Genomic DNA, 22,973 nt, shown 5'->3' on the forward strand with positions numbered 1-22,973 from the left:
CCACGACGGACGTCGAAGCGCCGCGACCGCACCTCACGACGCCCCGACCGTCCCGCGCCCGTCAGTCCCGGCCGAGCAGCGCCGCGACCGCCTCGGCGGTGGCCGGGTGGACGGCCACCAGGGCGGACGCCGCCGTACCCGCCGTACCGCCGTCGGGTGTCCGCCATCCGCCCGGCACGCCGAGCAGCGCGGCGACCGCGTCCACCGCCCCCGGGTGACCGGCCAGCAGGGTGTGCACCGGCCCCACCGGCCCGAACTTCTCCACCACCGGCGGGCGAGCGGTAGTGCTGCCCACCCACGGCGGCACCCAGGCGTCCAGCGCCGGCAGCGTTCCCGGGAAGGTGCGCCCCGCCTCCCGGACCAGCAGGGGCACCAGCTCCGGCCCCTGCTCCCGCAGGGTGGTGATCAGGGTGGGCAGCCAGGGCAGCAGGATCGGGTCGGGCAGCCGGGCGAACGCCGTGGACATCGTCTCCACCACGAACGGCGCCAGCCCCGGCACCGGCTCCAGCGCGTGCACGAAACCGGACAGGTACCGCGGGAAGGCCGGCACCACCAGCGGGTTGGACAGCAGTTCCCGGCAGCGGTCCCGCAGCTCGGCCAGCGGCAGCAGGCCGAGCTGGTGGCGGGCCGCCCAGAGCAGGGCGACCTTGGCCGGCGTCTCCGGGTGGGACTGGGCCACCGCGAGTTCGAGCTGGGACCGGTCGCAACCCAGGGAGAGCGCCAGGCTCTCCATGCTGAACAGGAAGCCCAGCATCGCCCCGACCTGCCGGACCCCGGTCTCCTCCTCGACGAACGCGGTCGGCAGCAGGGTGCAGTAGTGGGCGTACCCGGTGGTGACGAACGCCTCGCACCAGGCCGGCAGGGTCGGCGCGGTGGCCCGGTGGTGGGCGAGCAGCCGGCGGATCCGGCGCAGCACCTCCGGCGCGTCGTCGACGGTGCGCTCGGTGGCGAGCAGCTCCACCGCCCGCGCGCCCAACTCGTCCACCAGCCGGGGGCTGTCCAGCAGCCGGATCGCGTCCTCGACGGCGGCGAGGGCACCGGCGGCGGTGGCGTCCGGGCCGCGTACCGCCCGGCGTAGCCGCTGCTCCAGGACCTGCTCGACGGTCACCCCCTCGTACCCCAGCTCGATCAGGGCGCGCTGGTTGCGGCCCAGCGCCAGGTCCCAGCTCTCCTGGATCGACCGCTGTCCGAGCCGGCGCTCGCCCATGATCGGACGGACCGCGTCCGGTGGCAGCAGGTGCCGCAGCATCCAGAGCAGGTCCGAGCAGCCGGCCAGCTCCGGGGTGGCGTGCAGGTCCAGCAGGGCCCGCTGGATGGTGCGTTTCTCCAGGTCCAGGCCGAGCGGCTGGAGCCGGTCGAGGACGTCGCGGGCCAGCGGCGGCAGCGCGTCGTAGCCGACCTGCCCGATCCGGTCCCCGCCGAGCAGGATCTCGCAGAGCCGGCGCACGTCCCGTCGCCCCGGCACCACGTCCTTCTCGATGCAGGTCACCGCCGCGTCCGCGAAGTCGTACGGGGTGGGCCGGGCCCGGTTACGCAGCCCGGCCAGCAGGATCGACGTCTCGAACACCGCGATCGCGTCGGCGGTGCTGGCCAGGTACCCGTTGCGCCGGGCCAGCCGGACGATGTCCACGCACCAGCCGCGCAGCTCCGCCTCGTCGAGCCCGTGCAGGGCCGGCGGCGCGGCGAGGAACCCGGAGAGCCGGTCGGCGACCGGCCCGGCCGACGGGGTCGTCACCCCGGCGGGTCCCCGCCGGCCCCGGGTCTTCCCGCCCCGCTGACCGTCCAGCCGGTACGGCACCAGACCGGACCCGCTCACCGCCTTGGTCCAGGTGGCGGCGGCGATCGACACCGAGCCGGGGGCGAGACCGAACTGCGCCTCGATGGCCGAGTGGCTGGACGGGATCAGCCCGTACCGCCAGCGGGTGTCGGTACGGGCGGTGATCTCGAAGTCCGGGGCGGGGGAGTCGAGGCCGAACTGCTCGACCCGGCTGGCGGCGTGGAACGCGCCGCACACGTAGAGGCAGTCCGCCGGGTCGGCACCGGAGGCGGCCAGGTGCTGCCGCATCCGGGTCCACATGTACCGCTCGCGGTCCTCGTCGCGGTCCGTGCGGTCCGACCCGGCCGGGCGCAACCGCCGGAACAGGCTGCCGATCAGCACCATCACCTGCCGGTAGGTGTCGTGGTCGGCGTCGGTGAGCGGCCGTTCGACGTACTGGTCCCACCACTCCGACCAGTGCCGCACCTTGCCGTGGTGCAGCAGGTGCGCCTCCAGCTCGGCGAACCGGGGCCGTAGGTCGCCGATCTCCACGCCGACCGCGTCGCCGTGCAGCGCCGCCTGCTCGCCCGCGTCGACGCCCGGCTCGGCGGCCTGCTCCGGTGGCGTGTCGTCGCGCGGCGACCACTGGAAGACGTGGTCGGTGGAGCGGTCCACCAGCACCAGCTCCACCCCCGGCGTCTCCAGCGCGTACGCGATGGCCTGGTATTCGGCGGACGCCTCGGTGACCGGGGCGACGACGCTGAGCGGACCCCACTCGGCGGGGAAACCGGCCAGCTCCGAGGCGAACGCCTGCACGGCCACCGGGAGCCGGCAGTTGCGCAGCTCGCCCAGCAGCGGTTGGAGGTCCTCGCACAACTCCAGGTAGATCACCTTGGGCTGCTTCTGCCGCAGCCGGCGCACCATCGCCAGCGCCGAGGCCGGCGAGTGGTGGCAGACCGGGAAGATCTCCAGCCGCTCGCCCAGCGCCCGGTCGACGTCGTCGACCAGGCCGGCGAGGATGCCGGCCAGTGCGTCCGGGGAGCCGGCGAACGTGGCGACCGCGTCGGTGAGCTGCTCCCGCAGCGCCCCGAACGGGCCGGCGACGGTGGTGGGGGTGGTCACGACAGCGAGGCGATCGCCTGGCGGCCACCGTCGAGGAAGCCCGCCCAGCCGCCGCCGTCCTTCTTGACCCGGGGCTCCACCACCCCGTGCAGGTACTTGTTGAGGATCGCCAGGTCCTCCGGGCTGCGCCGGGCCAGCGACCCGATCAGGGATCCGGCCAGCGTCTCCGCCCGCAGGGTGCGGTCGCCGAAGAACTGGCTGTGCAGGATGGCGTCCTCCAGCACCCCGATCTGTTCGGCGGTGGACAGCGCCGACTCCAGCTTCTCGTCGTCGCTGGTCGCCGACGTGGCGGCGGCCCGCAGGTCGGCGAAGCTCTGCAACAGGATGTCCAGCAGGGTGGGCGGCACGTCCAGCTCGATCTGGTGCCGGCGCAGCAGCTCCTCGGTGCGGAACCGGACGATCTCCGCCTCGCTGCGCTTGTTGGTGACCACCGGGATCCGGACGAAGTTGAACCGTCGCTTCAGCGCCGACGACAGGTCGTTGACGCCCCGGTCCCGGCTGTTCGCGGTCGCGATGATCGAGAAGCCGGGCTGGGCGAAGACGATGTTGTCGTCGTTCAGCTCGGGGATGGAGACGTACTTCTCCGACAGGATCGAGATCAGCGCGTCCTGCACGTCGCTGGTGGAGCGGGTCAGCTCCTCGAAGCGGCCCACCACGCCCTGCTCCATCGCGGTCATGATCGGCGACGGGATCATCGACTCGCGGGACTGCCCCTTGGCGATGACCATCGAGACGTTCCACGAGTACTTGATGTGGTCCTCGGTGGTGCCGGCGGTGCCCTGCACGACCAGCGTGGAGTTGCGGCAGATCGCCGCGGCCAGCAGCTCGGCGAGCCAGCTCTTGCCGGTGCCCGGATCGCCGATGAGCAGCAGTCCCCGGTCCGAGGCCAGGGTCACGATGCTGCGTTCGACGAAGCTGCGGTCGCCGAACCACTTCTGCGGGATCTCCCGGTCCAGGCCGTCGGCCCGTTCCGAGCCCAGGACGAACAGCCGGACCATGCGCGGGCTCAGCCGCCACGAGAACGGCTTCGGGCCGGTGTCCACCGACTCCAGGTAGTCGAGTTCGTCGGCGTACTTGACCTCGGCGGGGGCACGCAGCATCTCGGACATGAGGGGTGTCTCCTAGGTGAGGAAGCTCTTGAGCTCGACGACGAGTTTGCGGATGTGGCCGGAGATGACCGGGGTGCCCAGGTCCTTCAGGCGTTGCCGGAACCAGGGGTTGACGCTCTGCTGGCCGGAGCTGCTGACCGAGCCGACCGGGATGAACCGCACCCCGGAACGGTGCACCGCCTCGATGCCGTCGAACAGCGGCTGGGAACGGTCGAACTCGTAGAAGTCCGAGATCCACACCAGCACCGTGTTCCGCGGCTCGACGATCTTCGGGCGGGCCAGTGCCATCGCGACCGGCCCGTCGTTGCCGCCGCCGAGATTGGTACGCAGCAGCACCTCGAACGGGTCGTGCACCCACGGGGTCAGGTCCAACGCCCGGGTGTCGTACGCGATCAGGTGTACGTCGACCTTGGGCAGACCCGCGAAGATCGAGGCCAGGATGGTGCAGTTGACCATCGAGTCGACCATCGACCCGGACTGGTCCACCACCACGATCAGCCGGGACGGGGTGGTCTTGCGGGCGGTCTGCCGGTAGTAGAGCCGGTCGACGTAGAGCCGCTCGTCCTCCGGACTCCAGTTGGTCAGGTTCTGCCAGATGGTGCGGTCCAGGTCGAGGTTGCGGAACACCCGCTTCGGCGGCACCGACCGGTCGATCGTCCCCACACTGGTCTGCTCCACCTGGGTGCGCAGCACCTCGGCCACCTCGTCGACGAAGCGCCGGATCAGCGCCTTGGCGTTGGCCAGCGCCACCCCGGACAGGTTGGCCTTGTCCCGCAGCAGTTGCTCGATCAGCGACATGCTCGGGGTGAGCTGGCTGGCCAGCGCCGGGTCGGCCAGCACCTCCCGCAGGTGCATCCGGCGGACCAGGTCACCCTCCAGGCCGGCGAGGGTGGCACCCAGCCCGGTGCCCTGCCGGCGCAGCTCACCCGGCGGGCAGCCGAGCGCCTGCTCGAACCACCCGGCGTCGGACTGCCAGCGGGCGAGTTGGCCGGCGCTGACCGGCCCGGATCCGGTGCCGTAGACGTTGAGCAGCAGCTTCGACACCAGCGCGGCCCGGCGTACCTCGGCCTCGCCGGGCCGGTGCGGCCCGGCGTCGTCCGTGGTCTCGCCGTGGTCCGTGGCGTCGGCGTCGCCCGTGGCGTCGCCGTGGTCCGTGGTGTCGGTGTCGGCGAGCAGCCCGCGTAGCTCGCCGGCGAGGGCCGGGAAACGCTGGACCACGGTGTCCACCGAGACGGTCGGGTCCAGCAGCGCGGCGGGCAGACCGAGGTCGTCGACGACGGCCACGCTCGCCGACTCCAGCGTGGGCTGCTCGTCCGGGTCGAAGAGCCGGCCCAACAGCCGCCAGTAGAGCACCTGGCGACGGTTGGCGGCGGCGAGGTCGCCGGGGATCACGGAGTCGCTCATCGGCGCAGCAACCGTCCCGCGCGTTCGCGCAGCACGGCCACGGCGTCGCCCGCCCTGGCCTCGGCCTTGGCCACCTTCGGGTCGGTCACGCCACACGCCCAGTCGCCGTTGTGCGCCTCGACCACCCTGCGCTTGACGGTGGCCCGTACCGCCAGCGGCTGGACCAGCCACCGACCGCCGTCCCAGCGGGCCAGGCCCAGGCAGGACGACGACCCGGCGACCAGCGCGGGGGTGAGCGGGCCGCCCGACGGCAGCCGGTCGACGGCGACCGTGACCGGGTGGCCGTCCAGCTCGACGGTGAGCGTGGCGTCGTCCTCCCGTACCAGGTAGCCCTCCAGCAGCACCGGCTCGGCGATGGCCGCCGGGTGCCGGTCCAGCGGCGGCGTGGCCGTCGCGGTGGCCGTGGCGAGCAGCACCCGGGCGGTGGCGAACGGGTCGGCGGGCTCCCCGGCGTGGGCCTGCCCGTCGACCCAGTGCAGGTCACCGCCGTGCAGCGGCAGGTCGGTGACGGTCAGCACCCGCCGCTGCGCGAGCGCGGTCAGCAGGACGGGATGCGCCTGCAACAGCCGCCACACCGCCGGCCCGGTGATCGTCTCGACCTTCGCGGCGCCCACCGCCGCGCGGACCAGCCGGGGCCGACCGCCGTCGGACGGTTCGAGGATCGCGTGCACCTGCACCTGGACGGCGGTGTCGTGCTCGTGGACGTCCACGCCGAGCGGCAGGAGCCGCCCGGAGATCCGCTCGACGCCCTCCGCCGTGGCCGGGCCCGGCCCGTCCTGGGCGAGCAGCACGCCCCGTGACCACAGGTCCGCCCAGCGTCGGGCGGGCACCTGCGGCATCGTGGCCACCGGAAGGCTGGCCCGCAGTTCGGCGGCGAGCCCGTCGAGCAGCACCGCCAGCCGGCGTGACCCCGGCTCGGCCAGCGCCGCCTCGACCGGCGTCCCGACGGCGGAGAGCAGCTCGTGGTCGACGCCACGCCACCCGCCGAGCGCCACCTCGTGCAGCCAGGCCCGGGCCGCGGCGCGGGCGGGGGAGGGACCGGCCGGTCCGCCGGCCGGCGGCCACGGCGTCCGGTCCCGCCCGAGGGCGGTGTCGAACTGGCCGAGCAGGGCGTCGTGGGCCGCGCCGAGCAGCGCCGACCGGGCCCCGGCCAGCGCGGCCAGGTGCTCCTGGCCGGCCGAGCCGGCGGCCACCGTGCCCACCGCCTCGGCCACCCGGTCGCCCAGCGGCGTGCCCGCCACCGCGCCGGCCAGCGCCGCCAGCGCGGCGGCGTCCGCTTCGCCGACCCGGGCGAAGCCCCGCACCAGGGCGTCGTCGAAGCCGGCGACCACGGCGTCGGCCTCGGTCAGCCCGACCGGGATGCTGTCGCGCAACTGCGCGAGGTGCGTGCCCAGCATCAGCGACCAACCCCGGTGGACGGGAACCAGTGCAGCTCGGGCAGCGGGGCCGTGCTGTCGGGCAGTTCGAGGTAGGCCAGGTGGCGCAGGAACCGGCTGAACACCACGGCGGCCGAGGTCGGCTCGTGCCGGGTGTCCATCCGGGCCAGCAGCTCGGCCCCGGTCCGCACCCCGTCGCCGGCGTCGACCCGCAGGTAGCGGGCGACCCGGTCGACGCCGTACTGCAGCACGGCCTCCTCGGCGAGGGCGTCCAGGTGCTTGCAGGGCGCGCCGCGCAGCCCGCCGCAGGGGCGGTTGTTGTTGGTGCTGCAGTGGTAGGCGTGGGTGCCGGCGGTCACCGACGAGACGTAGACCCGTTCGATGTCCGACCCGCTGGACACCACGCCCTGCAACCGCCCGTCGGCCAGCTCGACGAAGGGCACCTTGGCCAGCTTGCGGGGCCGGGCGGGCGGCACCACCGCCAGCACGCTACGCCGCCGCCCCGCGGCCTCGTCAGCGTCGGTCACTGCTCGTCCTCCCGCCCGCCGAAGATCCGGCGTCGCCCATGGTGATGCGTGCGCCGACCGGTGCCGGCGCCGCCGTGACGACAAGATCATGGCCCATGGGTACGACACGTCGCGCGCACCGTGCGCCGCCGTGCGGGTCGCCCGCCCCGGGTCAGCGTCGGTGTCGGCGGGCCACCCGGCGGGGCGGGGCCGCCGTCACCGTCCCGGCGGTTCCGGACGTTCGACGCGGATGGGGTTGCCGCGTACCAGCTCGTCGTGGACCCGCCAGCGGGCGGTGGTGACGGCGCGTCGGACGGCGTCGTCGCCCTGTTCGAGGCGCTGCCGGAGCAGCCGCATGGCGAGCCGGCGGTTGAGGCCCAACTGTCGCTCGGTGTCGACCACGACGACGATCCCCGAGGGACGGTGGGTCGCCCGTACCGCCGTGCTGGCCTTGTTCCGGTGCTGGCCGCCGGGGCCGCCGGTGCGACAGGCGACGATGTCGACGTCGGCCTCGGCGAACGTGGTGACCGGGCTGTCCACCTGGCACGGCTGGACGGTGACGTACCAGTTCTTCCGGCCGCTGGTCGCCCGGTAGGGGCTGGGGGCCTGCCAGCACAGGGTGCCGGTCCACGAGGCGGCGAACGCGCCGGTGCCGGTGCCGCCGACCCGGACCAGTGCCGACCGGTAGGTGCCGGGCCGGTCCCCGGCAACGGTCTGGACCCGGCGGGTCGTCAGCTCGTGCCGGGCGGCGTCGGCCTCCAGCCGGCGCAGCAGCCGGGACACCGCCCAGGCACACTCCCGCGGACCACGCCCGGCCGACATGAGCAGGTACGCGCTCATCGCCGGCCGCGCCGGCGGCGCTGCGGTCGGGGCGTGGACCCGGCGTCGGGCGTCTTGTAGGTGACCAGGGGGACCGTGCTGGCCACGGGGGTGGCCAGGTCATGGTCGACGAGGTCGGCGACCACCTGTTCGATGCGCTTGTAGGCCGTCGGGGCTTCCTCGAAGAGCAGTTGCCGGTCGCCGCACACCACCAGCGACCCCACCGGCGTCCGGCGGAGTTCCTCGACGGTGTGCTTGGTGCGACCCCGGCGGAGGGCGTCGGCGCGGGACATCTTGCGGCCCGCGCCGTGCGCCACCGAGTGGTTGGCCTCCGGGCCGGCGTGGGCGGCCACGAGGTAGGACGGGGTGCCCCGGGTGCCGGCGATGAGCACGTCACGGCCGTCACCCGGCGCCGCGCCCTTGCGGTGCAGGTAGTTCCCGTCGTGCACCTCGACCAGGTTGTGGCACTGGTCGACGATCGGCGCGGTGGGCTCGGCTCCCAGGGCGTGGGCGACCCGGGCGGCCAGCAGCCGCCGGTTGAGCGATCCCCAGCGTACGGCGTCGTCGTGCCTGGCCAGGTAGGCGGCGGGAGCAGGGGTGGGGCCCGCGCCGTGGACCTCGGTGTGCGCCCGCAGGATCCGCTCGCCCAGCCCTCGGGACCCGCTGTGGACGATGAGGACGAGGTCGCCGGTGACGAGCCCGAGCCGGCTCGCGTGATCCGGCTCGAAGACGGTGTCGATCCGTGCCAGCTCGACGAAGTGGTTGCCCCGGCCGACCGTGCCGAGGCCCTCGACGTGGCCGGCGGGAACATCGCCGTCCAGGACGGCCCAGGCCGGGTCGTCGGCATCCCGTGCGGGGTCGAGCGCGCGGTCGAGGTCGGGGAACCGGGCGGCGAGCCGCTCGGGTACGGCGCGCCTGAGCGCGATGGGGAACACGGCGATGCCGCAACCGATGTCGGAGCCCACCAGGAACGGGTACAGCACGGTCGACGTCATGGCCGCACCGATGGGGGCGCCCTTGCCCGGGTGCAGGTCCGGCATGGCGGCGACGTGGATCATGCCGTCGAGGGCGGCCACCTGGTGGCACTGCGCGACGGCAGCGGACTCGATCCAGCTCGCCGGGGACGCGAACACGGTGACGGTGGCCGAAGTGGACGGGGGCCGGGACTCCTGCCCGGACTGGTGCTGAGACACAGACGCTCGCTCTTCGCGGAGGGGGGTGGCGGACGGCAGCCACGGCACGGGTCGGTGCCGGGTGGCCTCGGAGCTACGGGGTGCGGTCCGTCAGAACGTCATGGACACCACCCTCCCGGAGGCCCCGCCGGGCGGCAAGCGACTTTCTGCGGCGGCACCCGCGAGCGCGGCGGGGACGCCGCCGATCCGCCGGCCCGTGACGCGATCGGCGCCGGCCTGCCCTCAGGCGGATGCCGGGTGGTCGGCCTCGAACCGCTCCCGGGTGAGGAACGCCAGTTGGGCCCGCTTGTCGGGCAGGTCGATCTCCTCGGCGAAGGTGAAGCCCTCCCGCGCCAGCCGGCGCAGCGCCAGGTCGTTGCGTACGTCCGGCTCCACCACGATCCGCAGCCGGGTGGGCTCCTGGAACAGGAACCGGGCCAGCGCCGGGCCGACCGCGTCGGTGAGGCCGCGCGGCGGGCGCCGGCCGGGGGCGAGCAGCAGGTGCATTCCGATGTCGCCGGGGCGTACCCGGTAGTGCTCGCCGACCGGGTCGGCCCCGGGCTGGTAGGTCTGGAGCAGGCCCACCGGCGTGCCGTCGAGCACGACCAGGTACGCGTGATGGGTGGCCAGCCCGTCGAGGAACGCGTAGACCTCACGTACCTCCTCGACGGTGTACGACCCCATGCCCCAGAACGTCGCGCGGGGTTCGGTCACCCAGTCGTGCAGCAGCGCGGCGTGGGCGGCCGGGTCGACCACGGTGAGGGTCAGCTCACCGAAGCCGGGGATCTTCTCCTGGTATGTCATGGTTCCTTGCCTCGGGTTCGTCGGTCAGGTCCGGCCAGTCGGGGACGACGGGGATCAGCTCACCGCCGGCCCAGAGCGGGAGCTGGTCGGCGAAGTGCGGGTCGTCGGGGCGGCCGGAGGCGCCGAACGGGACGATCCAGCGGCTGGCCGCCCGGTCGGTCAGGTCCCACACGTACCGGGCGACCGGCCCCCGCCAGCAGTCGTCGGAGACCCCGGGGACGCTGGAGGTGGCGAGCACGCAGTCGGTGTCGCCGCCGAGCCGGGTGGCGGACCGGATGGCGGTCACCCGGGCGTCGACCGCCGGGGACACCCCGAGGTGCAGCGGGTGCAGCAGGTGCCGCTGCCCCCAGGTGGTCGGCGGCTCGCCGGCGGCGACCTCCTCCAGCGCGGCGGCGGCGACCGGGCCGACGTCGCCGCCGAGGCGGTGCAACCCGGCGACCACCCCCTCGACGGCGTGCCCGATCCGGGCCAGCGGGTCGGTCCACGGGGTGAAGAGGGCGTCGTAGCCGCCGGGCGCGCTCAGCGGACGCAGGCTGGGGTGCTCGTGCAGCCGGCGGACCAGCGCGCCCCGCCAGGCGGCGAACGCGCCCGCGTCGGCGCTGTCGGCGTCCATCCGGCCGTCCCAGCCGGCCAGCCGGTCCCGCAGCCGCCGCGCGGGCCCGCTGAGCGGCCCCGGGTCGACCCGGTCGAGCAGGCCGCGCAGGGCCGTCGCCGCCAGCCGGGTGTCCACGTGTACGGCCGGCGCCGCGACGCCGCCGGCCAGCAGTTCGCGGATCCGGCGGGCACGGTGCGGCGGGGCGAAGTCGACACCGAGGTCGGTCACGTCGGCGCGGCGGTCGTTGGCGCAGACCGCCACGCCGTCGACCGGGACCGGTGCGGGTGCCGGATAGTCGCCGCGCCAACGGTAGCGGGGGTCCCAACCGGGGACCGGCTCCCGCCGGCAGCGGTCGTCGCGGTGCGGGACCAGGCCGGCGACGAGCTGGTGGACCGCGCCGTGCCGGTCGGCCACGAGCACGCTGTTGACCGGTTCGACCCAGCCGCGCAGCGCGTCGGCGACGTCGGTGACGGTGCGGGCGCGCAGCAGCGGCAGCAGCGCGTCGAAGCCGAGGTTCGCCTCCACCCGGGCCGGGGTGCGCAGGCTGATCGCCTCCCCGGTGTGCCGGTCGTGGTCGATGACCGGGCCGCGCGGGGTCTCGATCACCTCGACGTCTTCCGCGTCGCCGCCGTGGACCTCGATCCGTTCGACGTGCCGCCGGGCCGGCACCCAGCCGTCGGCGTCGCGGACCTCCACCCGGTCGCCGTCGCGGCGTAGCTGCTCGCGGTAGAGGTCCTGGTAGTCGGCCATCGCGTTGGTGACCGCCCAGGCGACCTCGCCGGCGTGCCCGAAGTGCGGCAGCCCCGGCACCCCGGGGAAGGCGAGGCCGACCACGTCGAAGTCGGGGCAGGCCAGCCGGGTCTGCTGGTAGATGCCGGGCAGTTCGAGCAGCCGGTGCGGGTCGCCGGCGATGACCGGCCCCCGGCCGGCGGCCGGGTCGGCGGGCACCGCCCAGGCGTTGCTGCCCGATCCGCCGGGCCCCTCGACGGCGAACAGGTCGCGGGCGTCCGGGCCGAGGGTGGCGGCGACGTGGGCGTGCCACAGCTTCTGCGGGAAGGTGCCGAACAGGATGTGCTGGACGAGGAAGACGCCCAGCGGCGACCACGGTCGCCACCGGCCCGGCGCGCAGCCGGTCGCGGTGAACTCCGGGGCCGCCACCGCGCCCGCGGCGAGCCCGGAGTTGACCCCGTCGACGTATGCGGTGACCCAGCGGCGGGTGGCCGGGGCGAGCCGGTCGAAGCAGCGCCGGGCGGTGTCGTCGAGGCGGGCCCGCCGGGCGAACCGGTCCCAGCCCAGTTCGGCGGGGCCGACGTGCGCGGCGAGCCGGCCCTCGGCGCGCCACCGCTCGACCTCGATCTGCCAGGCCCGGTCGGTGGCCGCGACCCGGCCCTGTAGGCGGGCCAACTCCTCGACGGTGTCGGCCCACAGGTGCGGTACGCCCCACCGGTCCCGGCGAACGCCGGTCGCTGGACGGTCGCTCCGGGACGCGCCGCTCCCACTCTCCACAGGACTCCTCGTTTAGGTTACCCTCGCCTAACTTAGGCGGACCTTACCTGGAGGGCGTGTGAAACGGAACTGGGAGGCCCTGGTGCTGCGGGCGATGGGCGGCCGGGACTTCCGGCTGACCGTGCTGGGCGCCGAGCCGGTCGGCAGGCACTACCGGCGCCTGCTCGTGGACGACGGCGGGCTGCTGGCGGCGGGCAAGCCGCACCCCACGATGTGGATCCGGCTCTGGTTCGACGCCGCCGGCCGCCCGCACCAGCGGGCGTACACGCTGGTCGACCCGGACCCCGCCGCCGGCCGGTTCACCCTCGAGTTCGCCCTGCACGACGGCTGCGCGGCCCGCTGGGCGAGCACCGCGCAGGTCGGGGACACCATCGTGGCCACCATGCAGGGCAGCGCCTTCACGTTGCCCGACCCGGCGCCCCGGCACCTCTACCTGGTCGGTGACGCCGCCTCGCTGCCGGCGGTGAACAGCCTGCTCGACGCCGCCGCCGGCATCCCCGCGACCGTCTGGCTCGAGTACGCCGACGAGGGGGAACAGGTGCTCGCCCCGCGCGCCCGGACCCACCACGAGGTGACCTGGGTGCCCCGCGGCGACGACGGGCAGCAACTGGTCGACACCGTCCGCGCCGGGCTGCCGGCCGCCGGGGACGCGTACTACTGGGTCGCCTGCGAGGCGGCCAGCACCCGTGCCCTGACCCGGCACCTCCGACGCGCGCTCGGGGTGGGCAGGCACCAGGTGACCTCGCTGGGCTACTGGAGTGCCCGGTGAGGGGACGTCTCGGCACCTTCGCCGGGCACTGCGCCACCCGGTGCCTCGGCATCGGGTTCATCACCGGGGGCGGTGGCGACATTGACAGGAAGTTAGGTTAGGGTAACCTAACTTCCGCGAGATCAACTGGATCGCCGACGCGAAGGCGACGCCCCGCCGTCCCACCGCCCGCATCCGCCACCGAGCCGTCGAGGACTGCCATGAGCCTGCCCGGATCCACCGTCGAGGCGCCCGTGCCCGGGGCGCGCCCGGCCCGCGCCCACCTGTTCACCGCCGGCTCCGTCGAGGACTACCGCCGGGTGGTGGCCGAGGGCGTCGACCGGGTCGCGGCACGGGTCGCCGCCGCAGACCGCCCCTTCACCGGCATCGGCCCGGACGAACTGGCCCCCCGCGTCGCCGGCATCGACCTGGACCGCCCGCTGGGCGACACCGCCGCCGCCCTCGACGAACTCCACGACGTCTACCTGCGCGACGCGGTGCTCTTCCACCACCCCCGCTACCTCGCGCACCTCAACTGCCCGGTGGTCATCCCCGCCCTGCTCGGCGAGGCGGTGCTCAGCGCCGTCAACTCCTCGCTGGACACCTGGGACCAGAGCGCCGGCGGCACGCTCATCGAACGCCGGCTGGTCGACTGGACGGCCGAACGGATCGGCTTCGGCCCGACCGCCGACGGCGTGTTCACCAGCGGCGGCACCCAGTCCAACCTGCACGCGCTGCTGCTGGCCCGCGAGGAGGCGTACGCCCGGGTCGTCGGCGGAGCCGCCGACCGGCCGGCCCGGCCCGAGGTGCTGTCCCGGCTCCGGGTGATCACCTCCACCGCCGGGCACTTCAGCGTCCAGAAGGCCGCCAAGCTGCTCGGCCTCGGCGCCGACGCGGTGCTCACCGTCGCCACCGACACCGGCCGGCGGATGCGCACCGACGAACTGGCCGAGACCATCGACCGCTGCCGCCGCGACGGGCAGGTGGTGATGGCCGTGGTCGCCACCGCCGGCACCACCGACTTCGGCACCATCGACCCGCTGGAGCGGATCGCCGAGATCTGCACCGCCGCCGGCGTGTGGCTGCACGTCGACGCCGCCTACGGCTGCGGGCTGCTGGTCTCGCCCACCCGACGGCACCTGCTCGGCGGCATCGAGCGGGCCGACTCGGTGACCGTCGACTACCACAAGTCGTTCTTCCAGCCGGTCAGCTCCAGCGCCCTGGTCGTCCGCGACCGGCGGGTGCTACGCCACGCCACCTGGCACGCCGACTACCTCAACCCGGCCCGGATGGCCGAACGGCGCATCCCCAACCAGGTCGACAAGAGCCTGCAGACCACCCGTCGCTTCGACGCGCTCAAACTCTGGCTCACCCTGCGGATCATGGGCCCGGACGCCGTCGGTGCGCTCTTCGACGAGGTGGTCGAGCTGGCCGCCGCCGCCTGGCGGCTGCTCGCCGGCGACCCGCGCTTCGAGGTGGTCACCCGGTCCCAGTTGAGCACGGTGGTCTTCCGCTACCTGCCGGCCGGCGCGGGCCGCGACGTCGTCGACGACGCCAACCTGCACGCCCGGGAGGCCCTGGCCGCCTCCGGCGCCGCACTCGTCGCCGGAACCAAGGTGGACGGCGCCCACTACCTCAAGCTCACCCTGCTCAACCCCGAGACCACCCTGGACGACATCGCCCACGTGCTCGACCTGATCGCCGAACACGCGAGCTGGTACGCGCGCACCCGGACCACCGCCGAGCTGTCCAGCCCCGTCGGCTGACCCACCCCGCCTGGAGAAATCCCTGTGTCGACCCACGACTTCATCGCCGTCGGGCTGGGCCCGTACAACCTCGGCCTGGCCTGCCTGACCGAGCCGATCGGCACGCTCGACGGCCTGTTCCTCGAAGCCCGCGACGACTTCGACTGGCACCCCGGCATGCTGCTGGACGCCACCCGGTTGCAGACGCCGTTCATCGCCGACCTGGTCACCCTCGCCGACCCCACCTCCCCGTACTCCTTCCTCAACTACCTCAAGGAGTCCGGCCGGCTGTACCCGTTCTACATCCGGGAGAGCTTCTTCCCGCTGCGCCACGAGTACAACGACTACTGCCGCTGGGCCGCCGCCAAGCTGACCTCGGTACGCTTCGGGCACGAGGTCACCGCCGTCGAGTACCACCCCGGCGACGACCGCTACCTGGTACACGCCGTGACCGGCGGCAAACCGGTCACCTACCGGGCCCGCCACCTGGTGCTCGGCACCGGCACCCCGCCGCACCTGCCCGCCGCCTGCCGCGACCTCGGCGGCGACGTCATCCACAACTCGCGCTACCGGGAGCACCGGGCCGCCCTGCGCGCCAAGCGCAGCGTCACCGTCGTCGGCAGCGGACAGAGCGCCGCCGAGATCTACCACGACCTGCTCGGCGACATCGACACCTACGGCTACCAGCTCAACTGGGTCACCCGCTCGCCCCGCTTCTTCCCCCTCGAATACACCAAACTCACCCTGGAGATGACCTCACCGGACTACGTGGACTACTTCCACGCCCTGCCCGAGGCCACCCGCTACCGCCTGGAGAGCGCGCAGAAGGGCCTCTTCAAGGGCGTCAACGCCGACCTGATCAACGAGATCTTCGACCTGCTCTACGCCCGCAGCGTGCACGGCCCGGTGCCGACCCGGCTGCTGACCAACACCGAGCTGACCACCGCCCGCTACGACGAGACCAGCCGGACGTACACCCTCGGGCTGCGCAACGTCGAACAGGAGCGCGACCTCACCCTCGACACCGAGGGCCTGGTGCTGGCCACCGGCTACCACTACCAGGTGCCGACGTTCCTGGAACCGGTCCGCGACCGGATCCGCTGGGACTCCCACGGCCGGTTCGACGTGGCCCGCAACTACAGCATCGACCACACCGGCCGGGGGATCTTCCTCCAGAACGCCGGCACCCACACCCACAGCATCACCTCGCCCGACCTGGGCATGGGCCCCTACCGCAACGCGTGGATCATCCGCGAGCTGACCGGCCGCGAGCACTACCCGATCGAACGCCGCATCGCCTTCCAGGAGTTCGGCGTCCCCGCCGGGGCGGCGTCATGACCACCACCGTCCACCGCTGGCACGACGCCCGGCTCGGCGAGTTCGCGCTACGCACCCTCGACCCGGACGCCGACGCCGCGCTGCTGCACGGCTGGGTGACCCACCCCAGGTCGGCGTTCTGGCTGATGCAGGACGCCGAGGTGGCCGAGGTGGCGCGGGAGTACCGCCGGATCGCCGACCACCCGCACCACGACGCGTACCTCGGTCTGTGGCGCGACCGGCCCGCCTTCCTCGCCGAACGCTACGACCCCGCCCGGGTCGAACTCGTCGGCCTGTACGAGCCGGTCGACGGCGACGTCGGCATGCACTTCCTCTGCGCACCCACCGACACCCCGACCCACGGTTTCACCCGGGCCGTCATCACCACAGTCATGGACTGGCTCTTCGCCGATCCGGCCACCCGCCGGGTGGTGGTGGAGCCCGACGTGCGCAACACCGCCGTACACGCCCTCAACACCGCCGTCGGCTTCACCGTCGTCGGCCCGATCCGCAAGCCGGAGAAGGACGCCCTGCTCAGCGTCTGCACCCGGGACCAGTTCCTGGCCGCCACCCGAGGAGACGAAACCGCGTGAACCCCGCCGCATCCGTGGCCCACCTGACCCCCGCCAACTGGGCCCGGGCCAACCGGCTGCTGGTCCGCAAGGCGCTCGCCGAGTTCGCCCACGAACGCCTGGTCAGCCCCGAACCCACCGACGACGGGCGGTGGGTCGTCCGCTCCGACGACGGCACCGTCGCATACCGCTTCGCCGCCCGCCGGCTCACCCTGGAGCACTGGCAGATCGACGCCGACAGCATCGTCCGCCAGCGCGGCGACGAGGAGCCGCCACCCGACGCCGTCGACCTCATCCTGGAGTTGCGCGGCGCGCTCGGCCTCAGCGACCAGGTGCTGCCGGTCTACCTGGAGGAGATCAGCTCCACCCTGGCCGGCACCGCGTACAAGCTCGACCAGCCGGCGGTGACCGCGGCCGAGCTGGCCCGCGCCGACTTCCAGGCGATCGAGACCGGGATGACCGAGGGGCACCCCTGCTTCGTGGCCAACAACGGCCGGATCGGCTTCGGCGTCCACGAGTACCACCGCCACGCCCCCGAGGCGGGCCGGCCGGTCCGGTTGGTCTGGCTCGCCGCGCACCGCGACCACACCACCTTCAGCAGCGCCGCCGACCTCGACTACGACACCCTGCTCCGCACCGAACTGGGGGAGCAGACCCTCGCCGGATTCGCCCGCACCCTGACCGACGCCGGTCTGGACCCGGACCACTACCTGCTCATCCCGGTGCACCCGTGGCAGTGGTGGAACAAGCTCGCCGTCACCTTCGCCGGTGAGGTCGCCCGGCAGCGCCTGGTCTGCCTCGGTGAGAGCCCGGACGAGTACCTGCCCCAGCAGTCCATCCGCACCTTCTTCAACGTCACCGACCCGACCCGGCACTACGTCAAGACCGCGCTGTCGGTGCTGAACATGGGCTTCATGCGAGGGCTGTCCGCCGCCTACATGGAGGCCACCCCGGCGATCAACGACTGGCTCGCCGACCTGGTCGCCGGCGATCCGGTACTGACCCGGACCGGACTCACGATCATCCGGGAGCGGGCCGCCGTCGGCTACCGCCACCCGCAGTACGAGGCGGCCACCGACCGGTACTCGCCGTACCGGAAGATGCTGGCCGCGCTCTGGCGGGAGAGCCCGGTGCCGGGCCTGGAACCCGGCCGGCGGCTGGCCACCATGGCGTCCCTGCTGCACACCGACCGCGACGGCCGGTCCCTCGCCGCCGCCCTGGTCGCCGAGTCCGGGCTGGCCCCCCGGGGGTGGCTGCGCCGCTACCTCGACGCCTACCTGGTCCCGCTGCTGCACAGCTTCTACGCCCACCGGCTCGCCTTCATGCCGCACGGCGAGAACGTCATCCTGGTGCTGCACGGCGGCGTGGTCGAGCGGGTGATCTTCAAGGACATCGCCGAGGAGATCGTGGTGATGGACCCCGACGCCGACCTGCCCCCGCCGGTGCGGCGGATCCGCGCTGCCATCCCCGAGGACGAGCAGCTCCTGACGATCTTCACCGACGTCTTCGACTGCTTCTTCCGGCACCTCAACGCCATCCTGGCCGCCGAGGGGGTGTGCGACGAGGACACCTTCTGGCGCACCGTCGCCGAATGCGTGGCCGACTACGCCGACAGCGTCCCGCACCTGGCCGACCGGCTGCGCCGGTACGACCTGTACGCGGAGGAGTTCACCCTGTCCTGCCTCAACCGGCTGCAACTGCGCGACAACCAGCAGATGGTCGACCTCGCCGACCCGTCGGCGGCGCTCCAGTTCGCCGGCACCCTGGTCAACCCGCTCGCCCGCCACGCACCGCCGCGATGAGCACCACCGACGGGCTGCGCGTCGCCGCGCCCACCGCACCCGACCCGGCGACCCGGCTGCCGGCCCGCTGGCTGATCCTCGCCGTGCTCTGCCTCGCCCAGCTCACCGTGGTCCTCGACAACACCGTGCTCACCGTGGCGGTGCCGGTGCTCACCACCGAACTGGACGCCAGCACCGCCGACATCCAGTGGATGATCAACGCGTACGCGCTGGTGCAGTGCGGCCTGCTGCTCACCGCCGGCAGCGCGGCCGACCGGTACGGCCGCCGCCGGATGCTGGTGGCCGGACTGGTCCTGTTCGGCGTCGGCTCGCTGGCCGCCGGGCTGGCCCGCACCGGCGAGCAGTTGATCGCCGCGCGGGCCGGCATGGGCGTCGGCGGGGCGCTGCTGGTCACCGCCACCCTCGCCGTCGCGATGCAGGTCTTCGACGCCGCCGAGCGGCCCCGCGCGATCGGCATCTGGGCGGCCACCAGCGCCCTCGGCTACGCCGCCGGGCCACCGATCGGCGGGATCATCCTCGCCCACCTGCACTGGGGGGCCATCTTCCTGGTCAACGTGCCCATCGTGCTGGTCTGCCTGCTGGCCACCCGGGCGCTGGTGCCGGAGTCCCGGGACCCGACCGGCGGACGACCCGACGTCGGCGGGGTGCTGCTGTCCACGGCCGGCCTCACCGGGCTGGTCTGGGCGATCATCGACGGCCCCCAGCGCGGCTGGACGTCGCCCGCCGTGCTCGGCGCGGCCGGGGCCGGCCTGCTGCTGCTCGCTCTCTTCGTCGGCTGGGAACGGCGGGTCGCCGACCCCATGCTGGACATGCACTTCTTCGCCGACCGCCGGTTCGTCGGCGCGGTCACCGGGGTCGTCCTGATCACCTTCGGCTCCACCGGCGCGCTGTTCCTGCTCACCCAGCACCTCCAGTTCGTGCGCGGCTACCCGGCCTGGGAGGCCGGGCTGCGGATGGTGCCGTTCGCGCTGTCCATCGTGCTGCTCAACCTCGGCGGGGTCGCCACCCGGCTGATCCGCCGGCTCGGGGTGCCCGGGGCCATCGCCGTCGGCATGGTGCTGCTCTCCGCCGGCCTCACCCTGATCACCCACGTCCGTTCCGACGGCTACGGCGTACTGCTGACCGGGCTGCTGGTGATGGGCTTCGGCTGTGCCCTGGCCAACCCGGCGATCGTCGAGGCGGTGATGGGCGCGATCCCACCGGCGAAGGCCGGCGTCGGCGCCGGCATCGACGGCACCATGGCCGAGGTGGGCGGCAGCCTCGGCATCGCCGTCCTCGGGGCGGTGCTCAACGCCCGGTTCGCCGCCCTGGTGCCGGTCGCGGTGGCCGGTGCCGGCTCGTTCCCGGCCGCCCTGGCCGCCGCCGGGGGCGAGGTCGAGCGGGCCGTGATCACCGACGCCTTCCGGTCCGCGCTGGTCACCGGCCAGACGGTCGGCGCGGTGGCGGTCCTCGCCGGTGGGCTGCTCGCCGCCGGCCTGCTGCGCCGCGCCGAGCGGACGGCCTGAGCGACGACGGCCGGGGCAGCACCGTCCCGGCTCCGATCCGCCGGCCGGCACGGTCAGAGCTCGGGCAGGCCCGGGTCGTAGACGGAGTAGTGCTCGGGGCAGACCCACAGGTAGTCGCCCGACTCCGACACCACCCGCCGCAGGCCCCCGAACTCTCGCGCCGGGTCCAACTCGAAGAGCAGCTCCCGGACGGCCCGGAAGCCGGCCACCTCGTCGGCCCGACTCCCCGTTTCCGCCGGTGCGAACGAGTTCGGCCGGTGCGGGTGGTCGCTGGCGCCGGGGAAGAGGTTCGTCACGGCGCCCATCAGGTCGACCTCGGACTTGAGCCGGGTCATCTCGGCGGCCCGCGCCGGATCGAGCGCGGAGAGCAGACCGGTGACCGCGCCGGTGAGCGGGATCAGCCGCAGCACCATGGACAGTCGGGTCAGGTACGGCTCGGCCCGCAGGAACCACTCCCGGGACCGGGTGAACGGGTAGCCGGGATGGTCGCACCGGTGCTGCCGATCGGGAAATTCACACCACAGGCTGAGCTGGAACCGGTGCATCACCAACCGGGCGGGGTTGAACCGGGAGGTGGTGACCGCGGAGATGCTGATCATCGCCGGGCAGTCCACCACCTCGGTCGCCAACATCCGGCGGATGCCGTGCAGCATCAGCGCGGTCTCACTGGCGATCTCCTCGATCTGGCTGACCGTGGTGTTCACCGCGGAGAGGCTGCGTTCGATCTCGTCGATCCGCCGGTCCTGTCGGGCGAGCGCGGCGAAGGTGGAACCCTGCTCACCGGCAAAGCCGGTCAGCAGCAACGGCAGGGCGATGTCGTGCAGACAGGTGTGGCACGCGACCACCTGCCGGCCCTCCTGGAAGAACCCGTCGAGCGCGGTCAACGGGAACGTGCCGGCGCACGGCCCGTCGGGCAGGGTGTTGATGCAGGGCACCAGCAGGCGGTACGTCAGACCGGGCCACCGGCTGCGCAGCAGGTCCTCGATGGCGTCCCGCAGAATGCTGAAGAAGTAGACCGGCGACGCCCCCTTCACGACCAGGGAGAGCCGCTTGTCGTCGACCAGCTCGATCAACGCCTCCAGGTGGTAGTTCTGGTGACGGAGGAACACGCCACGTCGCCAGTGCAGGCCGGTGGAGAAACGGTAGTTGCGGACGGTGAGCCAGGAGACCAGCCCGGGTGCCTCATCCGACAGCTCGCAGACCAGGCTGACCATGTTGATCCTGCCCATCCGCAGCGGCACCTTCTCCCACGGCACCTCGGGCTTCTGGTAGGGAACCAACTGGGCGACGAGGCTCTTGGTGGTCTCGGGCAGTCGGTAGGAGACGTCGAACTTCTCCATCAGCCGCAGGAAATAGGGGTGGTGCGCCGTCGGGTAGTGCTCCCGGTCCGGCTCCAGTGACTGCCAGATCTGGCGCAGCCGGGCATGGTCGAGCAACCCGCCGTCGGCTCGGGTCCTCCTGTCCTCCAGGACGTATCCGATCGCCCGGGTCAACCACTCCGGCTGGAGGACGATGATGTCGCGTAGCCCGTCGTCCTCGGAGAAGTAGACGACATTGCCCAGGTCGTGCAGCAGTTCGATGAGGGCCCGTTCGGCGTCCGGGTCGAGGTGGTGCTTCTCGCACAGCGCGTGGTAGGTGGCGTAGGGGATCTGCGGTTCGGTGAACGCTGACAGTTCGTCCCGGACGGCCACCCAGCGCTTGCTCAGCCGGTGGCCCATCTGCGGGAAGCGGGCCGCCTGGTGGGCCAACTCCGACTCGACCTCGGGCAGGCCCCGGCCGGACGCGTTGTCCACCACCCACTGACCGAGCAGGGACGGGGCGAACTTCGTCCGCAGGTGGGGCAGGTCGATCTCGGGTTGCCGCTCGTCGCCGTGGGTCGCCACGATCAGCACGCGGGCGTCCCGCCCGATGCGCAGCCGGATCAGCCGCAGCCAGAACTCGATCGAGTTCTCGTCCTGTCCCTGCCGGGGTTTCCAGACCAGCAGGTAGAGCGACCGGCGGGAGAAGAAGAACTGGTGGGTGATCCGGTAGACCTCCTGGCCGCCGAAGTCCCACATCCGGAAGGTGATCCCCACCTGCGGCTCGTACGGGTGGCGCAGTTCGAGGTCGCTGAGCTCGATCCCGTGGGTGGTCGGCCGCCCGACCACGAACGGGTCCCGGTGAAACGCGCTGACCAGCGAACTCTTGCCCACCTCGCCCTCGCCGACGAGCAGTACCTTGATCTCGTAGAGCGGCACGCCGTCGCGGCCCTCGTCGCGCAGGTAGGACAGCAGCGCCGGCAGTCCGCGCCGGTACAACTCGCCCAGCGGCTCGGCCAGCCGGGTGGGGCGGGCCCGCAGGGTGATCAGGTCGGGCAGGTCGGCCAGCTCGGTCGGCAGGTCGGTGACGGTGGTGTCACCCAGGTCGAGTTCACTCAGCCGGGTGAGGCGGCCGATCTCGGGGGAGAGCCGCAGCAACCCGTCGCCGAGGATGACGAGCCGGCTCAGCCGGGGTAGCCGGAACAGCTCGCCGGACAGCGTGCCATCCGGCGTCGGTGCCAGCGCCAGCCGGGTCAGCGACGGCAACGCGGAGAAGCCGCGAGGCAGCCCGGCGAGCCGGCAGGTTGGCTCGATGTGCAGCCACTCCAGGTGGCGCAGTTGCTGAATGCCCGGCGGCAACTGCTGGTAGTTGCCGTCCAGTCGCAGTCGCCTTAGGGCGAAGCAGTTCCAGAGCTGCGGGGGAATCCCGCGCAGCGGGCAGCCGCCCAGGTCCAGCTCACGAAGCCGGCGGAGACGACCGATCTCCGGAGGCAGTTCGGTGAGCGCGCCGCCGTTCGCGTCGAGCACTTCGAGTTGGCTCAGGGCGGCGACCTCGGGCGGCAGGGTGTGCACCCGGCTGTACCGCAGATCGAGCGTGTGCAGGTGGCGCAGGACACCGATCTCCCGGGGGAGTTCCGTCTCCCGCGTCCCCGCCAGCGACAGGACGGTACTGCCCGTCCGGTGGGCCTCACGAATCCGGTCGAGTACGGACGTCGACATCCAGCGATCCCCCGGGCGTGGTGGCGGACGGTAGTGGTGCGGCCGTGCTGCCCGCGTGGAACGCTGAACGTCCCGTGCGGCCGGCCGATCGACGATCG

16 protein-coding genes are annotated in these 22,973 nt (G+C 73.3%); 6 read left to right on the top strand and 10 right to left on the bottom strand.

Annotated features, from left to right (window positions below; all coding sequences use genetic code 11):
• Positions 1 to 61 precede the first annotated feature (61 nt).
• From ACIQG9_RS23615 to ACIQG9_RS23655, 9 genes are all read right to left on the bottom strand, one after another.
• The gene (locus ACIQG9_RS23615; RefSeq protein WP_400406124.1) at positions 62 to 2,878 is read right to left on the bottom strand and encodes a DUF5682 family protein; all 2,817 of its coding nucleotides are present in this window, start codon (positions 2,876 to 2,878) and stop codon (positions 62 to 64) included.
• Entirely contained in the window at positions 2,875 to 3,987 is a 1,113-nt protein-coding gene (locus tag ACIQG9_RS23620; RefSeq protein ID WP_400406127.1) for an AAA family ATPase, read from the bottom strand. Before ACIQG9_RS23620 ends, ACIQG9_RS23615 begins: the two co-directional genes overlap by 4 nt.
• A gap of 12 nt (positions 3,988 to 3,999) precedes the next feature.
• Entirely contained in the window at positions 4,000 to 5,391 is a 1,392-nt protein-coding gene (locus tag ACIQG9_RS23625; RefSeq protein WP_400406129.1) for a VWA domain-containing protein, read from the bottom strand.
• Positions 5,388 to 6,788, bottom strand: coding sequence for a hypothetical protein (locus tag ACIQG9_RS23630; RefSeq protein WP_400406132.1), 1,401 nt, complete (start codon positions 6,786 to 6,788; stop codon positions 5,388 to 5,390). The genes ACIQG9_RS23625 and ACIQG9_RS23630 overlap by 4 nt, the downstream gene beginning before the upstream one ends.
• Positions 6,788 to 7,255, bottom strand: coding sequence for a hypothetical protein (locus ACIQG9_RS23635; RefSeq protein ID WP_400406457.1), 468 nt, complete (start codon positions 7,253 to 7,255; stop codon positions 6,788 to 6,790). The genes ACIQG9_RS23630 and ACIQG9_RS23635 overlap by 1 nt, the downstream gene beginning before the upstream one ends.
• Positions 7,256 to 7,489: 234 nt before the next feature.
• Positions 7,490 to 8,113 (bottom strand): peptide chain release factor H, encoded by a 624-nt coding sequence (gene prfH, locus ACIQG9_RS23640; protein WP_400406135.1) that lies wholly within the window; start codon positions 8,111 to 8,113, stop codon positions 7,490 to 7,492.
• Positions 8,110 to 9,285 carry an RNA ligase RtcB family protein gene (locus ACIQG9_RS23645; RefSeq protein WP_400406138.1) on the bottom strand — a complete coding sequence of 392 codons (1,176 nt, stop codon included), beginning with the start codon at positions 9,283 to 9,285 and terminating at the stop codon, positions 8,110 to 8,112. The genes prfH and ACIQG9_RS23645 overlap by 4 nt, the downstream gene beginning before the upstream one ends.
• Positions 9,286 to 9,507: 222 nt before the next feature.
• On the bottom strand, positions 9,508 to 10,068 hold the full coding sequence (locus tag ACIQG9_RS23650) for a GNAT family N-acetyltransferase (protein WP_400406140.1): 561 nt from the start codon (positions 10,066 to 10,068) through the stop codon (positions 9,508 to 9,510).
• Positions 10,034 to 12,169, bottom strand: a complete 2,136-nt coding sequence (locus ACIQG9_RS23655) for a penicillin acylase family protein (RefSeq protein ID WP_400406143.1) — start codon at positions 12,167 to 12,169, stop codon at positions 10,034 to 10,036. Before ACIQG9_RS23655 ends, ACIQG9_RS23650 begins: the two co-directional genes overlap by 35 nt.
• 58 nt (positions 12,170 to 12,227) lie before the next feature.
• On the opposite strand from ACIQG9_RS23655, the gene ACIQG9_RS23660 reads away from it, so the two are divergent.
• The 6 genes from ACIQG9_RS23660 (at position 12,228) to ACIQG9_RS23685 (ending at position 19,858) form a co-directional block, all read left to right on the top strand.
• Positions 12,228 to 12,938 carry a siderophore-interacting protein gene (locus tag ACIQG9_RS23660; protein ID WP_400406146.1) on the top strand — a complete coding sequence of 237 codons (711 nt, stop codon included), beginning with the start codon at positions 12,228 to 12,230 and terminating at the stop codon, positions 12,936 to 12,938.
• 200 nt (positions 12,939 to 13,138) lie between these two features.
• Complete coding sequence (locus ACIQG9_RS23665) at positions 13,139 to 14,683, top strand: pyridoxal phosphate-dependent decarboxylase family protein (protein WP_400406149.1); 1,545 nt, start codon at positions 13,139 to 13,141, stop codon at positions 14,681 to 14,683.
• A gap of 24 nt (positions 14,684 to 14,707) precedes the next feature.
• Complete coding sequence (locus tag ACIQG9_RS23670) at positions 14,708 to 16,000, top strand: lysine N(6)-hydroxylase/L-ornithine N(5)-oxygenase family protein (protein ID WP_400406152.1); 1,293 nt, start codon at positions 14,708 to 14,710, stop codon at positions 15,998 to 16,000.
• The gene (locus ACIQG9_RS23675; protein WP_400406155.1) at positions 15,997 to 16,572 is read left to right on the top strand and encodes a GNAT family N-acetyltransferase; all 576 of its coding nucleotides are present in this window, start codon (positions 15,997 to 15,999) and stop codon (positions 16,570 to 16,572) included. The genes ACIQG9_RS23670 and ACIQG9_RS23675 overlap by 4 nt, the downstream gene beginning before the upstream one ends.
• The gene (locus ACIQG9_RS23680) at positions 16,569 to 18,353 is read left to right on the top strand and encodes an IucA/IucC family protein (protein WP_400406158.1); all 1,785 of its coding nucleotides are present in this window, start codon (positions 16,569 to 16,571) and stop codon (positions 18,351 to 18,353) included. Before ACIQG9_RS23675 ends, ACIQG9_RS23680 begins: the two co-directional genes overlap by 4 nt.
• Entirely contained in the window at positions 18,350 to 19,858 is a 1,509-nt protein-coding gene (locus ACIQG9_RS23685; RefSeq protein ID WP_400406161.1) for an MFS transporter, read from the top strand. The genes ACIQG9_RS23680 and ACIQG9_RS23685 overlap by 4 nt, the downstream gene beginning before the upstream one ends.
• Positions 19,859 to 19,911: 53 nt before the next feature.
• Here ACIQG9_RS23685 and ACIQG9_RS23690 read toward each other — a convergent pair whose 3' ends face one another.
• Positions 19,912 to 22,875, bottom strand: coding sequence for a COR domain-containing protein (locus ACIQG9_RS23690; RefSeq protein WP_400406164.1), 2,964 nt, complete (start codon positions 22,873 to 22,875; stop codon positions 19,912 to 19,914).
• Between the last annotated feature and the right edge of the window lie 98 nt (positions 22,876 to 22,973).

This window comes from Micromonospora sp. NPDC092111, from assembly GCF_044755745.1.
Lineage (GTDB): Bacteria > Actinomycetota > Actinomycetes > Mycobacteriales > Micromonosporaceae > Micromonospora.

What these genes read in the sequence shown, in the direction of transcription:
- ACIQG9_RS23620 (WP_400406127.1), bottom strand. Translation starts at nt 3,987, where the DNA reads ATGTCCGAGATGCTGCGTGCCCCCGCCGAGGTCAAGTACGCCGACGAA.
- ACIQG9_RS23625 (WP_400406129.1), bottom strand. Translation starts at nt 5,391, where the DNA reads ATGAGCGACTCCGTGATCCCCGGCGACCTCGCCGCCGCCAACCGTCGC.
- ACIQG9_RS23630 (WP_400406132.1), bottom strand. Translation starts at nt 6,788, where the DNA reads ATGCTGGGCACGCACCTCGCGCAGTTGCGCGACAGCATCCCGGTCGGG.
- prfH (WP_400406135.1), bottom strand. Translation starts at nt 8,113, where the DNA reads ATGAGCGCGTACCTGCTCATGTCGGCCGGGCGTGGTCCGCGGGAGTGT.
- ACIQG9_RS23650 (WP_400406140.1), bottom strand. Translation starts at nt 10,068, where the DNA reads ATGACATACCAGGAGAAGATCCCCGGCTTCGGTGAGCTGACCCTCACC.
- ACIQG9_RS23665 (WP_400406149.1), top strand. Translation starts at nt 13,139, where the DNA reads ATGAGCCTGCCCGGATCCACCGTCGAGGCGCCCGTGCCCGGGGCGCGC.
- ACIQG9_RS23675 (WP_400406155.1), top strand. Translation starts at nt 15,997, where the DNA reads ATGACCACCACCGTCCACCGCTGGCACGACGCCCGGCTCGGCGAGTTC.
- ACIQG9_RS23685 (WP_400406161.1), top strand. Translation starts at nt 18,350, where the DNA reads ATGAGCACCACCGACGGGCTGCGCGTCGCCGCGCCCACCGCACCCGAC.
- ACIQG9_RS23690 (WP_400406164.1), bottom strand. Translation starts at nt 22,875, where the DNA reads ATGTCGACGTCCGTACTCGACCGGATTCGTGAGGCCCACCGGACGGGC.